This is a genomic window from Truepera sp., from assembly GCA_032027045.1.
GTDB lineage: Bacteria > Deinococcota > Deinococci > Deinococcales > Trueperaceae > JAAYYF01.
The window spans coordinates 1063329-1076258 of the sequence record JAVSMU010000001.1 but is presented as its reverse complement, the minus strand read 5'-3'; the positions used below and the strand labels follow the sequence as shown (position 1 = coordinate 1076258).

The window sequence follows — 12930 nt, the reverse complement described above, 5'->3', positions numbered from 1 at the left end:
TCAACGGCCTCCGACGGTCTTTATCTCGATGTCGACCCCGGTCGGGAGGTCGAGGTGCATGAGCGAGTCGATGGTGCTCTTGGTCGGCGCCTTGATGTCGATGAGCCGGTTGTGCGTCCGGATCTCGAAGTGTTCCCTGCTGTCCTTGTCGGTGAAGGGGCTCCGAAGGACGCAGAAGCGCCTGATGCGAGTGGGCAGCGGAACGGGGCCGACGACCTTGGCGCCACTGCGGCGCACGGTCTCGACGATCTTGGTAGCCGAGGTGTCGAGGCTACGATGATCGAAGGCCTTCAGTTTGATGCGAATGCGTGGGGCTGCCATGATTACTTGACGACGGTGGTCACGACACCCGCACCCACCGTACGACCACCCTCACGAATCGCAAACCGCAACCCCTCCTCCATCGCAATCGGCTTGATCAACTCAACCGACAACTCAACATTATCCCCAGGCATAACCATCTCCACCCCACCCGGCAAAGACACCACACCCGTCACATCAGTCGTCCGAAAATAAAACTGCGGACGATAACCAGAGAAAAAAGCAGAATGACGACCACCCTCCTCCTTCCTCAAAATGTACACACTCGCACCAAACACCGTATGCGGCGTAATCGAACCCGGCCGAGCCAACACCTGACCCCGCTCAACATCATCACGCCCCACACCCCGCAACAAAACCCCCACATTATCCCCAGCCATCCCCGAATCCAACGTCTTCCTATGCATCTCCACACCCGTCACGACACTCTTACGAGTATCAGACAACCCCACGATCTCAACCTCATCCCCCGTCCTCACCACACCCCGCTCAATACGACCAGTCGCCACCGTCCCACGACCCGTAATCGTAAACACATCCTCCACCGGCATCAAAAACGCCTTATCCACATCCCGCACCGGCGTCGGAATATAAGCATCAACCGCATCCAACAACTCCCACACCCCATCAACCCAAACATTCTCACCACGCGGCAACTTAGGCGACGCCACCAACGCCTCCAACGCCCGCAACGCCGACCCCCTCACCACCGGCAAATCATCCCCCGGAAACTCATACGCAGACAGAAGCTCACGCACCTCCATCTCCACCAACTCCAACAACTCCACATCCTCAACCATGTCAACCTTATTCAAAAACACCACAATAAACGGCACACCCACCTGACGCGCCAACACAATATGCTCACGCGTCTGCGGCATCGGACCATCAGCAGCCGACACCACCAAAATCGCACCATCCATCTGCGCCGCACCCGTAATCATATTCTTCACATAATCCGCATGCCCCGGACAATCAACATGCGAATAATGCCGCGCCGCAGTCTGATACTCAACATGCGAAGTATTAATCGTAATACCCCGAGCCCGCTCCTCCGGCGCCTTATCAATCGCATCATAAGACTGCACCTCAACCGAAGCATCAGCCGAACCCGCAGTAAACGTAATCGCCGCCGTCAACGTCGTCTTCCCATGATCAACATGACCAATCGTCCCAACATTCACATGCGGCTTCGTACGCTCAAAAACACCCTTAGCCATGATCAAAGCTCCTTAAGTACTACCTAGAATCCTGATTATTTCTTCAACAGTTCTTCTTGCACGCCACGAGGCACTGCCTCGTAGTGATCGAAGAACATCGAGAACGTAGCGCGACCCTGGCTAAGACTGCGCAGGTCGGTGGCGTAGCCGAACATCTCGGCGAGCGGAACGTTGGCGGTCACGATGTGGGCATTACCGCGAGGTGTCATGCCCTGGATCTGGCCGCGCCTGGAGTTGAGGCTCCCGATGACGTCGCCCATGTACTGGTCGGGCGTGGTCGCCTCGACGCGCATGATGGGCTCCAGCACCTGGGCGCCGCCTTGCTTCATGGCCTCGCGAACGGCCATGGAGGACGCGATCTTGAACGACATCTCCGAGGAGTCGACCTCGTGGTAAGAGCCGTCGTAGAGCATGACCTTGATGTCGACGATCGGGAAACCGAGGAGCGGGCCGCTCTGCATGGCCTCTTCCACGCCCTTCTGGACCGCGGGGAGGAACTCCTTGGGGATGGTGCCGCCCACCACCTGGTTCTCGAACACGTTGCCGGTGCCGCGCGGCAGGGGTTCGGCCTTGATCTTGACGTGGCCGTACTGACCGCGGCCGCCGGACTGGCGCACGAACTTGCCCTCGACGTCGACCGGCTTGGAGATGGTCTCGCGGTAGGCGACCTGGGGCGCGCCGACGTTGGCCTTCACGTGGAACTCGCGCTTCAGGCGGTCCACGATGATCTCGAGGTGCAGCTCACCCATGCCCGAGATCTTGGTCTGGCCCGTCTCGGGGTCCGACTCGACGCGGAAGGTGGGGTCCTCCTCTGTCAGCTTCACTAGCCCGTTGGAGAGCTTGTCCTGGTCGGCCTTCGAGGCGGGCTCGATGGCCACCGTGATGACGGGCTCGGGGACCTCGATGGACTCGAGGATGATGGGGTGTTCCATGTCGCTGAGGCTGTCACCCGTGGTGGTGTCCTTGAGACCCACCACCGCGCCCAGCGAGCCGGCCTCGATGACGTCGACTTCCTCGCGCGAGTTGGCGTGCATCTTCAGCAGGCGCCCGATGCGCTCGCGGCGGCCCTTGGTGACGTTGTAGATGTACGTGCCGGCCTTGAGCGCACCCGAGTAGACGCGCACGAAGACGAGGCGACCGACGTAGGGGTCCGTGGCGATCTTGAACGCCAGCGCCGCCGTGGGGCCATCGATCTCGGCCGGACGGCTGTCGGGTTGGCCCGTTTCGGGGTTGACGCCCGGCACGGGTGGGATGTCGAGTGGCGACGGCAGGTACGCGGCGATGGCGTCGAGCAGCCGCTGCACGCCCTTGTTCTTCAGGGCGGAGCCGCAGCACACGGGGAAGAAGTCGAGGGCGATGGTGCCCTTGCGGATCGCCTCGCGCAGCAGGTCGTTCGGCACGTCCTGGCCCTCGAGGTAGTACATCGCGACGTCGTCGTTGAACTCCGCCACGCGCTCGACCATGAGGGCGCGCTTCTCGTCGGCCAGGGCCTGAAGCTCGGCGGGTATGTCCTCGATCTCGATCTTCACGCCGAGGTCGTCGTGATAGTAGATGGCCTTCATGTCGAGCAGGTCGATCATGCCCTCGAAGGAGTCTTCGGCGCCGATGGGCCACTGGAGCGGGACGGCGACCGCTCCGAGGCGGTCCTGCATGGAATCGAGGACGAGCTCGAAGGATGCCCCGGTCTTGTCCATCTTGTTGGCGAAGGCGATGCGGGGCACGTGGTACTTGTCGGCCTGCCGCCATACGGTCTCGCTCTGCGGTTCGACTCCCTGGCTGGCGTCGAACACCGCGACGGCGCCGTCGAGCACGCGCATGCTGCGCTCGACTTCCATGGTGAAGTCCACGTGGCCGGGCGTGTCGATGACGTTGATGCGCGTGTCGTGCCAGAAGGCCTGCGTCACGGCGGACGTGATGGTGATGCCGCGTTCGCGTTCCTGCGCCATCCAGTCCATCTGGGCCGCGCCCTCGTGGGTCTCGCCGGTCTTGTGTATGCGGCCGGTGTAGTAAAGGATCCGCTCCGTGAGCGTGGTCTTGCCGGCGTCGATGTGCGCGGCGATACCGATGTTGCGCGTCTTGTGAAGATCCGTGATCGTTGTCGTCATATCAGTTCTGTCGTGGTCGCTCTACTCGTGCTCGGCGGCCGCATAGGGCCGGCCGGCGGGCGAGTTCACCAACGGTAGTGGGCGTAGGCGCGGTTCGCCTCGGCCATCCGCTCGACGTCCTCCTTCTTCTTCACGGCGCCACCCCGGCCGGCGGCGGCGTCGAGGAGTTCCCCCGCGACGCGTTCGACAGCGGTGCGCTCGGGTCGCGCGTCACAAGCGGCCACCAGCCAGCGGAGGCTGAGGGACTGTGAGCGGCGGGGGATGACCTCGACGGGCACCTGGTAGGTGGAGCCGCCGACCCGGCGGCTACGGACCTCTATGCGAGGCCGGATGTTATCGAGCGCCTGGCGGAAGACCTTGAGCGGCTCCTGGCCGGAGCGTTCCTGGATGAGGCGGCAAGCGCCGTAGAAGATGCGGCTGGCCGTGTTCTTCTTGCCGTCTCGCATCAGCTTGTTCACCAGGGCGGTCACGGTCGTGTCGGAGTAGACCAGGTCGGGTTGAAGCTTCCGGATCTCTGCGCGCCTTCTACGTCCCATGGCTTACTTCCCTGCCTTCGGCTTCTTGGTGCCGTACTTGCTGCGGCCCTTGTTGCGCTGCACGTAGCGGCCCACACCGACGCCCTGGGCGTCGAGTGCACCGCGGACGATGTGGTAACGAACGCCGGGGAGGTCCTTCACACGGCCGCCACGGATGAGCACGACGGAGTGCTCCTGGAGGTTGTGCTTCTCGCCCGGGATGTAGGCCGTGACCTCTTGGCCGCCGGCCAGGCGCACACGCGCGATCTTGCGAAGCGCCGAGTTCGGCTTCTTCGGAGTCTGCGTCTTGACGGCGGTGCACACGCCACGCCGCTGCGGCGACCCCTTCAGTGCGGGGGTCTTGCTCTTCTTTTCGATCTTCCTGCGCCCCTTGCGGAGCAACTGGTTTACGGTCGGCAGAACGATCACTCCCTCGTGTGGTCTCGCGCCCTGAACGTTCCCGGGTGCGGCGATAAGGCCTCGAACTCTGTGTAGCTTGACGTCGTTCACGGCCTGCGCCGCAGCACACGACAAACTCGCCCTGGGCCCAACGCTGCGGGCCGAGGGCAGACAAACCTAGTTACTATATACCCCGCGCCGGGGTGTTGGCAAGCAGCAGCCCACCCCCCGGTACGAATTAGTTTTGAGTTGACACGGCAGCTGCCTACTGGTCACGTGCGCGCCAAGGAGGCGCGAGCGGCCAGCGCCGCGCGCTCGGCCTCTTCCAGCGTGCCCGCGACGGCCGTGAGGTGCCCCATCTTCCGGCCCGGCCTCGGCTCCGCCTTGCCGTAGAGGTGGAGGCTCACGCCGCCCTGCTCCAGGGCCCTCTCCCAGCGGGGCTCCCCAGCGTTCCAGACGTCTCCCAAGAGGTTGACCATCGCGGCGGGCGCGAGGGGCCGCACGCTGCCGAGCGGCAGTCCGCAGACCGCCCGCCACTGCAGTTCGAACTGGCTCATGGAGCAGGCCTCGATGGTGAGGTGCCCGGAGTTGTGTGGCCGGGGGGCGATCTCGTTGACCAGCAGCTCGTCCCCGTCGGTTACGAAGAACTCCACGCAGGCCACGCCAACGAAGTCCAGCAGCGCGAGTACCTCGGCCGCCGCGTCCTGCGCCTCAGCGACCAGCCTGGGCCAGGTGGCGCCGGCCGGCAGGCCCATGGGGGCGTCGCCGCTGGGCCACGGGAACAGCGTGGTGTCGAGCACACCCTCGCGGTGGTGGTTGATGAAGGGCGGGTACGAGACTACCCGCCCGGAGGCTGAGCGCGCGGCCACGACAGACAGCTCGGCCTGCAGCTCGACGCGCTCCTCCAACACGATGGGCCCGCCGGTCAGGAGCGCCTCCGCCGCGGGCAGCCCGTCCGGACCCGCCACCACGGCCTGGCCCTTGCCGTCGTAGCCGAAGCCGGCCGACTTGGCCACGAAGGGGAACCAGCTCGGGGCGAGCTCCTGGAGAACGGCCGCGTCGGAAACGGCCACGAAGCGCGCGTGCGCGAAGCCGTTGGCGCGCAGGAACTCCTTCTCGCGCAGCCGGTTCTGGCTGACGTGCAGCGCCCCGGCCGATGGGCGCGCCGGTGTGATGCGACCGGCGGCCTCGAGGGCCACACTCGAGACGTTCTCGAACTCGATCGTGATCACGTCGACCCCGCTCGCGAACTCGGCGACGGCGTCGACATCGTCGTAACTCGCCACCACGTGACGGTCGGCCACCTGGGCCGCCGGTGACTCCGCAGAGTCGGTGAGCACGTGCAAGCGGTAACCGGCGCGGCGCGCCGACAGCGCCAGCATGCGGCCGAGCTGCCCTCCGCCCAGCACACCGATGGTGCCTCCCGGGAGTACGGGCCGCGTCACTTGCGCCAAGGCGTCACTCCGCCGCGAAGTTGGGGCTCGGAAGGGTGCTCGCGGCGGCCGCGGCCGTCTGCTCGGCGCGGTACCGGCTTAGGCGCGCCCGCAGTTCGGGCCGCGTCAGGGCCAGGATGCTCGTCGCCAGTAGGCCCGCGTTCAGGGCGCCGGCCGGGCCGATCGCCAGCGTGCCCACGGGTACGCCGCGGGGCATCTGGACGATGGACAGGAGCGAATCGAGCCCGCGCAGCGCGTCGCTGAGGACCGGCACGCCGAGGACCGGTAGGGTCGTGTTGGCTGCCAGCATCCCGGGCAGGTGCGCGGCGCCGCCGGCCCCGGCCACGATCACCTCGAGGCCCCGCGCCTCCGCCCCCTTGGCGAACTCGGCCAGCCTGTCGGGGGTGCGGTGCGCCGAGACCACCTGACAGACGTGCGGTACGGCCAAGCGCTCGAGCAGCTCGGCGGCATGACGCATGGTCTCCCAGTCGCTCGTCGAGCCCATCACGACGGCTACCAGGGCGGCAGCAGAAGTGGGCCCCGTCTCGGGGTCGGTCATGCGCTCCTCCTCGGCAAGGTCGCACCAGGACGCGGCGCGCTGGCGCGCGTCAGCCGGTCTCGTACCGCCAGCCATTCGGGTCGGTCGGGCACGCTCTCTATGAGTATGGCCTTCGGGTGGGTGGCGTCGAGCCGCCTGAGGGCGGCGTACATCCCAGCCGCGTAACCCGCCGCGTCGTCGGGGAGCCTCTGCCACACGCCGCCCCAGCCTCGCGGCGCCTCACCCCGTGCCAGTACGGCGAGGCCGTCGCCCTCCATCTGCGCCAGCTCGGCTGCGCTTACGAGCGCGGTCGGCGCTCCGGGGGCGTAATGGCTGGCGTGGCTGCCGGGCACGCGCGGCGTGCCGTGGTCGGCGGCTACCGGCAGCTCGACGACGCGCCCCAGGAGGGCTTCCAGCTCCTCGCGGGAAACGCCGCCGGGCCTCAACAGCCGCGTTGCCGGGGTGGTGAGGTCGACGATGGTCGATTCCAGGCCGACGGACGAGGGCCCGCCGTCGAGCACCAGCAGGTCCTCACCGGCGAACTCCGCCACGACGTCCGCGGCCGCCGTGGGGCTGAGGCGACCGAACCGGTTGGCCGACGGCGCGGCCACCCCGTCTCCGAACGCCCGCAAGAGCTCGTTGGCCACCGGGTGAGAAGGCACGCGCAGCGCCACCGTCGGTTGTCCGCCGGTGACGCTGTCGGGCACCCCCTTGGCCCGTGGCAAGACGAGGGTCAGCGGGCCCGGCCACAGGGCGTCCGCCAGCAGGCCGGCTCGGTCATCAAGCGGCTCTCCCCAGGAAAGCAGCTGCGCCGCGGACCCGAGGTGAACGATGAGGGGGTGATTGCGGGGCCGCCCCTTGAGCTCGAAGACGCGGTTCACCGCCGCCTCGTCACGGGCAGCGGCGGCCAGGCCGTACACCGTCTCGGTGGGCATGCCCACGAGGCCGCCCACGCGCAGCCGCTGGGTGGCACGCGCCACGTTGGCCGGCGTGGGGGCGAGCACTTCCATCGGTCGTGAGCATAACCGCAAGGCGCCCGCCCGGCGAGCCTCGGGGCAACCCCCTGGGGCTCAGACGCGGGGCGGGAAGAGCGCGATGCGGAGGGCGTTGACGTTCGTGCGGGTCGGGCCGGTGCTTACCAGACCGCCCACGGCGCTCAGCAGGGTGTGAGAGTCGTGGCGGCGCAGGTAGTCGGCTACCTGGACGAGGCTCAGGTGACTCAACTGGCGGGGCCCCAGCAGGGCACCCGCGGCGTCGGAGTCGCCGTCGATCCCGTCGGTGTCGACGGCGAGAAGCCACATCGGCGGTCCGCCGGACATGGCGCTGGCGAACGCCAGCGCCCACTCGCCGTTGGGTCCTCCTCTGACGGGGGGTTCCACGGGCCGGCCGTCGGCCATACCGAAGGCGAGGCGGCCGGTGCGGCGGTTCACCGTCGTCTCGCCGCCGTACACGAACGCGACGGCTTCGCCTGCGGGGGCGGCCGCCAGGGCGCGCTTGACCTCGTCCGCCTGGCGCAGCGCGGTCTCGGCGGAGTCGCCGGTGACCAGCGGGTCCTCGGCGAGCACAACCACCCCCGCGGCGCGCAGTCTGGCCACGGCGGCTCCGACAGCGTCGGCGCCCGAGGCCACCAGCACGAAACGCGACTCCTCGAGGCGTTCGTCCCCGGGCTTGGGGGTCTCGGGCCTCTCCCCCCTCAGCCCGGCCTCCAACGCGGCGCGCGCGGCGGCGGCGCCGGGGGCCAGGTCGGTGACCACCTCGAGGGCCTGCTGGAACGTGGTCTCGTCGGCGACGGTCGGCCCCGAGGCTATGGTGGCGGGGTCGTCGCCCACGACGTCGGAGACGGCAAGCGTCACGACGGGGGCGCCGGAGACGGCGGCCAACCAGCCGCCCTTTACCTTGGAGAGGTGCTTACGCACGGCGTTCATTGAGTGTATGTCCGCCCCTGCCGCGAGTAGTTCCCTCGTTAGCGAGGCCTTGTCGTCCAGGGTCAGGCCACTCGGGGCGCAGGCCAGTGCCGATCCGCCGCCCGACAGTAGGCACAAGACGAGGTCGTCTTCGCCGGCGCTCTTCACCAGGTCCAGCAGCTTGCGCGTGGCCGCCACCCCCGCCTCGTCGGGCACGGGATGCGCCGCCTCCAACACCTCGACTCGCTCGGTAGGTAGCGCGTGGCCGTAACTGGTGATGACCAGGCCCTCCGGTCGGGCCCGGCCGCGGTAACCCTGCTCGGCGGCCAGCGCCATCGACGCCGCTGCCTTGCCGGCGCCAACTACCATCAGGCGCCCTTTGGGCGGCGGCGGCAGGTTGAGGCGCGTTGCGGTGGTCGGGTCGGCGGCCTTCAGCGCATCGGCCAGCGCCTCTTTCAGCAGGTCGGCTTCGAGAGCACTCACGCTGGCTACAATAGTCTCATGTTCGGACTGTTCAGGCGCCAGGACCCGCGGTTCCGCGAAGACCCCAACGCGCTGTTCTGCCAGGTGCGCACCGACCGCAACGGGGAGATAATCCACGTTCGGCTCTCCAAGACGAGCGAGATGAGCCTGCAGGGCAACTCGTACTTCGTGCGCAAGGCGCTGGTGGGGCCGAACACGCTCGATAACGCCGTCCTCGAGGTGACGATGACGCGCGCTCACAAGGTGACCCTCGCTACGGTGGATGGCGGCAGCCTGCTTCCAGTGCGCGACTGGGAATGACGGACGCCGAACCAGGCGAAGGAGTCCTGGGCCCGCGCGAGGGGCCGGCCGAGCTGGTGATCAGGCCGGCGGCCGTGATCGAGTTGTGCTACGCCTACTACCGACTGCTGGGCCCATCCAGTCCGAACACCCCGCTGCCGTGGCTGCGGGAACTCAGGGACCACCCGCCGAAGTGGCTTGCGACCCTTCCCGCCGCGGACACCGGGTTCACGGGCTACGAGGCGCTCCTGTTGGCTTGCGCGTTCGGCTACGAAGACGACGAGTCGCCCGAGCGCTTCCTGGGCGACCTGCCCAGTTTGCCCGGCAGGCTCTTGGCGGAGTTCACCCGGGTGTTCGACCCGGCCCGCTTCGAGGACGATCCCGACGATCCCCGCGGCAGCTACGCCGCGCTCAAGGCGTCGTTCGAGGCGCTGGACGGGGCGGCGGCCTCGTGCCTGGCCGAGAACCTCGGACATCTCTGGAGTCACTTGCGAGCCGCCTGGGAGGACGGCGGCGTGCAGGTCACGGCGGCCGCGAGCCGCGACCTCCGCGCCGCCGTGCGCGCCAGCAACGACCTGGCCCGGTCGTTGCCGGTGCACCACTTCGTGAGCTTCGAGGAGAACGTGGCCGACATCCGGGCTTTCGGGCGGCAGGGGCGCACGCTCGTGGTGCCTCTCTACTTCGCGACGCGAGGTGGCTTCAAGTTCCAGGTCCGAAGCCGCCTGTGCATCGGCTACGGGGTGCGCTCGGAGGACATCTACGAGGAGCAGAAGGAGGGAGTGGTGCGTCTCGCGAACCGCCTCAAGGCCTTCGCCGACCCCACGCGGCTCCTGCTGCTGCTGCTCATTGCCCGCCTGCCACGCTTCCCGCTGACGGTGGGCGACCTCGCCAAGCAGCTGAACGTGACCCAGCCGACCGCCAGCGGCCACCTACGCCTCCTGCGTGAGCTGGAACTGGTCCAGGTCGTGAAGCGCGGCAACCGCTCCTACTATCGGCTCGACCGTGACGCGGTGAAGGAGATACTCGCGGCCCTGGAGGAGACCCTCGCGCCGCCTGACTGAGCCCCTACTGGGCGCTGACGAGATCCGGCCGCAGGCTCTTGGCCTCCCGCAGGTAGACGTGCCTCATGTCGGCCTGTTGCTTCGGGGTGTGCAGCAGGAGCATCACCCTGACACAGCGCGCCAGCCTGCCGGGCACCGGGATCTCCTGGAAGCAGAGGAGCGGGACCGAGGTCATGCCGATGGCCCGGGCGCCCTCCGCCGGGAAGGTGGAGGTGAGGTCCTCCGTGGCGGTGAAGAACACCGAGGAGATGAGTCCGAAGTCGGTTATGTCGTTCTGCTCGAGCATCGCCTCGAGCAGCTCACGGGTGGCCTCGAGGATGAGCTCGGGCTCGTCAGCCGCAACAGTGGTGGCCCCCCTGATGCCCCTGACCCACACCTGGTTCTCCATGGCGCGGAGTGTACCAGGCACGCCGGCCACGCACGGGCAGCCGCCCATTCGTGGGCATAGGTTGGGTGGATGGTAGATCCTGAACCGGCCGCGCCCGCGTGGTTCGACCTGACCGCGGACCAGCGCGCCATCCTGGGGCCCCTCAAGGCCTTCCTCAAGAGCGAGGTGGCGCCCGGGGCCATCACGCGAGACACGACCGGCGAGTTCCCCCACGCCATCGTCAAGGAACTCGGCGCCATGGGCATCTTCGGCCTGCAAGTACCCGAGGAGTACGGCGGGGCGGGGCTCGACACGACCACGGCGGCGCTGGTGATCGAGGAGATCGCCGCCGTCGACGGCTCCCTGGCGCTCACCGTGGCGTCTCACAACTCGCTGTGTGTGGGGCACCTGCTGGTGGCGGCGAACCCCGCGCAAAGGCGCGCCTACCTCCCGGCGTTGGCTACGGCCGAGAAGCTGGGCGCCTGGGCCCTGACCGAGCCGGAGGCGGGTTCGGACGCGGCGTCGCTGTCCATGCGCGCGGTGGCGGTGGAGGGCGGTTACGAGCTCAGCGGCAGCAAGCAGTTCATCACCCAGGGGACCGTTGCCGGAACGTACGTCGTCATGGCCCGCACCTCCGAAGCGGCGCCGGACGCCCCGCGCTCCGACGGCATAAGTGCCTTCGTGCTCGACGGCTCCACGCCCGGCCTCGTGCGCGGCAAGCCCGAGCACAAGTTGGGCCTCCACTCGTCCGACACGACGCCCCTCTCCTTCGAGGGCGCGCGGGTGGAGTCGGCGGCCCTCCTCGGCGAGGAAGGCGCCGCGTTCGCCGACGTCTCCACGGTCCTTTCAGGCGGCCGCATCGGGATCGGCGCCATGGGCATCGGTCTGGGCCGGGCGGCGCTGGAGCGGGCAGCGGCCTACGCGCAGGAACGGCGCCAGTTCGACCGGCCCCTGTGGCGGCATCAGGCCGTGGCGTTCAAGCTCGCCGAGGCCGCCACGGAACTGGAAGCCGCGCGCCTGCTCGTGCGCAAGGCGGCGGTGCTGCGCGACCAGCGGCGCGACTACACGATGGCCGCCGCCATGGCCAAGCTGAAGGGCAGCGTGGCCGGGGTGAACGCCTGCGACGCCGCCATCCAGGTGCTCGGGGGTTACGGCTACTTGCGGGACTTCGAGGTGGAACGCTTCTGGCGCGATGCGCGCCTCACCCGGATCGGCGAGGGTACGGACGAGATCCAGCACCTGATCATCTCGCGCGAGTACCTGCGGCAACTCGGCTGAGCCCGCCGTCGGCGACGTCCGCGGGCAGCGCCGCCAGGGCGGCCGCCAACACCCGGACGCCGGCGCCCGGCTCGTGCGAGCCCTCCGAGAGCATGCGGCGCCAAGCCCTGGCGCCTGGGCGACCCCGGAACAGGCCCAGCATGTGCCTGGTGATCGCGTGCAGCGGCACGCCCTGCGCCAGTTGTGCCTCGACGTACGGGTACATGCCCTCCACCACCGCCCGCGGGCTGGGGCCGACCCCTGGCGCGCCGGGCGCGTCGCCCCCCTGGGGCCCTGGATCAAAGCGGGAGAGGAGGTCGTCGGCTCCCGCCAGCACGAACGGGTCCTCGTACACGGCGCGGCCGAGCATGACCCCGTCTACGTGCCTCAGGTGCTCCGCCGCGGCTTCGAGGTCGGGCACTCCCCCGTTCAGCTCGATCACCAGCTCCGGCCTCTCCCGCTTGAGGCGGTAAACCGCGCCGTAGTCGAGCGGAGGCACGCTGCGGTTCGCCTTCGGGCTGAGGCCCTTCAGCCACGCCTTGCGCGCGTGCACCACGAAGGCGTCGGCACCCGCGCCGGCAGCTTCGTCGACGAACGCGAGCAGCTCCTCGAACGAGTCCCTGTCGTCCACCCCGGTGCGGTGCTTCACCGTCACGGGTACCCCGACCGCCGCACGCATGGCCATGACCGCCGCGCCGACGCGCTCCGGCTCCTTCATCAGGCAAGCGCCGAAGTTGCCGCTACTGACGCGCGGGGAGGGGCAACCGACGTTGAGGTTCACCTCCGCGTAGCCGTACTCCGCCCCTATCCCGGCCGCCTCCGCCAGCGCCACTGGATCATCGCCGCCGAGCTGCAAGACGACGGGGCTCTCCTCCGGGTCGAAGCCCAGCAGCCGGTCGCGGTCGCCACGCAGAACGGCGGCGGCCGTCAGCATCTCGCCATACAGAAGCGTGCGCCGCGTGACTCTACGCACGAGGTAGCGGAAGTGGCGGTCCGTAAGGTCCATCATCGGCGCTACCGACAGTGGCCTCGTCATGTGGCGTCGCAG

The 12930-nt window shown here is 68.3% G+C and carries 14 protein-coding genes; 3 read left to right on the top strand and 11 right to left on the bottom strand.

The window, feature by feature from the left end; genetic code table 11:
* The 9 genes from rpsJ to ROY82_04820 form a co-directional block, all read right to left on the bottom strand.
* Entirely contained in the window at positions 1 to 321 is a 321-nt protein-coding gene (rpsJ, locus tag ROY82_04860) for a 30S ribosomal protein S10 (GenBank protein MDT3681797.1), read from the bottom strand.
* 2 nt (positions 322 to 323) lie between these two features.
* The gene (gene tuf / locus ROY82_04855) at positions 324 to 1541 is read right to left on the bottom strand and encodes an elongation factor Tu (GenBank protein MDT3681796.1); all 1218 of its coding nucleotides are present in this window, start codon (positions 1539 to 1541) and stop codon (positions 324 to 326) included.
* A 35-nt stretch (positions 1542 to 1576) separates the two neighbouring features.
* The gene (gene fusA, locus ROY82_04850) at positions 1577 to 3646 is read right to left on the bottom strand and encodes an elongation factor G (GenBank protein ID MDT3681795.1); all 2070 of its coding nucleotides are present in this window, start codon (positions 3644 to 3646) and stop codon (positions 1577 to 1579) included.
* A 65-nt stretch (positions 3647 to 3711) separates the two neighbouring features.
* Positions 3712 to 4182 carry a 30S ribosomal protein S7 gene (gene rpsG, locus ROY82_04845; GenBank protein ID MDT3681794.1) on the bottom strand — a complete coding sequence of 157 codons (471 nt, stop codon included), beginning with the start codon at positions 4180 to 4182 and terminating at the stop codon, positions 3712 to 3714.
* 3 nt (positions 4183 to 4185) lie between these two features.
* Positions 4186 to 4581: a 30S ribosomal protein S12 gene (gene rpsL / locus ROY82_04840; protein MDT3681793.1), complete on the bottom strand. Its 396-nt coding sequence runs from the start codon at positions 4579 to 4581 to the stop codon at positions 4186 to 4188.
* A 251-nt stretch (positions 4582 to 4832) separates the two neighbouring features.
* A complete protein-coding gene (purK, locus tag ROY82_04835; protein MDT3681792.1) occupies positions 4833 to 6005 on the bottom strand; it encodes a 5-(carboxyamino)imidazole ribonucleotide synthase in 1173 nt (390 codons plus the stop codon).
* A 13-nt stretch (positions 6006 to 6018) separates the two neighbouring features.
* Positions 6019 to 6552, bottom strand: coding sequence for a 5-(carboxyamino)imidazole ribonucleotide mutase (gene purE / locus ROY82_04830; GenBank protein ID MDT3681791.1), 534 nt, complete (start codon positions 6550 to 6552; stop codon positions 6019 to 6021).
* Positions 6549 to 7541 (bottom strand): L-threonylcarbamoyladenylate synthase, encoded by a 993-nt coding sequence (locus tag ROY82_04825; protein ID MDT3681790.1) that lies wholly within the window; start codon positions 7539 to 7541, stop codon positions 6549 to 6551. The genes purE and ROY82_04825 overlap by 4 nt, the downstream gene beginning before the upstream one ends.
* A 60-nt stretch (positions 7542 to 7601) precedes the next feature.
* On the bottom strand, positions 7602 to 8918 hold the full coding sequence (locus tag ROY82_04820) for a DUF4147 domain-containing protein (GenBank protein ID MDT3681789.1): 1317 nt from the start codon (positions 8916 to 8918) through the stop codon (positions 7602 to 7604).
* Positions 8919 to 8936: 18 nt separating this feature from the next.
* Here ROY82_04820 and ROY82_04815 point away from each other — a divergent pair, with 18 nt between their 5' ends.
* Positions 8937 to 9218 (top strand): hypothetical protein, encoded by a 282-nt coding sequence (locus ROY82_04815; GenBank protein MDT3681788.1) that lies wholly within the window; start codon positions 8937 to 8939, stop codon positions 9216 to 9218.
* Positions 9215 to 10258, top strand: a complete 1044-nt coding sequence (locus tag ROY82_04810) for a metalloregulator ArsR/SmtB family transcription factor (GenBank protein MDT3681787.1) — start codon at positions 9215 to 9217, stop codon at positions 10256 to 10258. The genes ROY82_04815 and ROY82_04810 overlap by 4 nt, the downstream gene beginning before the upstream one ends.
* A gap of 4 nt (positions 10259 to 10262) precedes the next feature.
* Here the strand turns inward: ROY82_04810 and aroH are convergent, their stop codons facing one another.
* The gene (gene aroH / locus ROY82_04805) at positions 10263 to 10646 is read right to left on the bottom strand and encodes a chorismate mutase (GenBank protein ID MDT3681786.1); all 384 of its coding nucleotides are present in this window, start codon (positions 10644 to 10646) and stop codon (positions 10263 to 10265) included.
* Between the two features lie 69 nt (positions 10647 to 10715).
* Here aroH and ROY82_04800 point away from each other — a divergent pair, with 69 nt between their 5' ends.
* Positions 10716 to 11903, top strand: a complete 1188-nt coding sequence (locus tag ROY82_04800; GenBank protein ID MDT3681785.1) for an acyl-CoA dehydrogenase family protein — start codon at positions 10716 to 10718, stop codon at positions 11901 to 11903.
* Here the strand turns inward: ROY82_04800 and dusA are convergent.
* On the bottom strand, positions 11869 to 12918 hold the full coding sequence (gene dusA, locus ROY82_04795; protein ID MDT3681784.1) for a tRNA dihydrouridine(20/20a) synthase DusA: 1050 nt from the start codon (positions 12916 to 12918) through the stop codon (positions 11869 to 11871). The two genes, ROY82_04800 and dusA, sit on opposite strands and share 35 nt — an antisense overlap.
* Positions 12919 to 12930 lie beyond the last annotated feature (12 nt).

Excerpts from the sequence above, each read along its gene's own strand:
- ROY82_04800 (MDT3681785.1), top strand. The coding sequence starts at position 10,716 with ATGGTAGATCCTGAACCGGCCGCGCCCGCGTGGTTCGACCTGACCGCG.
- dusA (MDT3681784.1), bottom strand. The coding sequence starts at position 12,918 with ATGACGAGGCCACTGTCGGTAGCGCCGATGATGGACCTTACGGACCGC.
- rpsG (MDT3681794.1), bottom strand. The coding sequence starts at position 4,182 with ATGGGACGTAGAAGGCGCGCAGAGATCCGGAAGCTTCAACCCGACCTG.
- fusA (MDT3681795.1), bottom strand. The coding sequence starts at position 3,646 with ATGACGACAACGATCACGGATCTTCACAAGACGCGCAACATCGGTATC.
- ROY82_04810 (MDT3681787.1), top strand. The coding sequence starts at position 9,215 with ATGACGGACGCCGAACCAGGCGAAGGAGTCCTGGGCCCGCGCGAGGGG.
- tuf (MDT3681796.1), bottom strand. The coding sequence starts at position 1,541 with ATGGCTAAGGGTGTTTTTGAGCGTACGAAGCCGCATGTGAATGTTGGG.
- ROY82_04815 (MDT3681788.1), top strand. The coding sequence starts at position 8,937 with ATGTTCGGACTGTTCAGGCGCCAGGACCCGCGGTTCCGCGAAGACCCC.
- ROY82_04825 (MDT3681790.1), bottom strand. The coding sequence starts at position 7,541 with ATGGAAGTGCTCGCCCCCACGCCGGCCAACGTGGCGCGTGCCACCCAG.
- purE (MDT3681791.1), bottom strand. The coding sequence starts at position 6,552 with ATGACCGACCCCGAGACGGGGCCCACTTCTGCTGCCGCCCTGGTAGCC.
- aroH (MDT3681786.1), bottom strand. The coding sequence starts at position 10,646 with ATGGAGAACCAGGTGTGGGTCAGGGGCATCAGGGGGGCCACCACTGTT.
- rpsJ (MDT3681797.1), bottom strand. The coding sequence starts at position 321 with ATGGCAGCCCCACGCATTCGCATCAAACTGAAGGCCTTCGATCATCGT.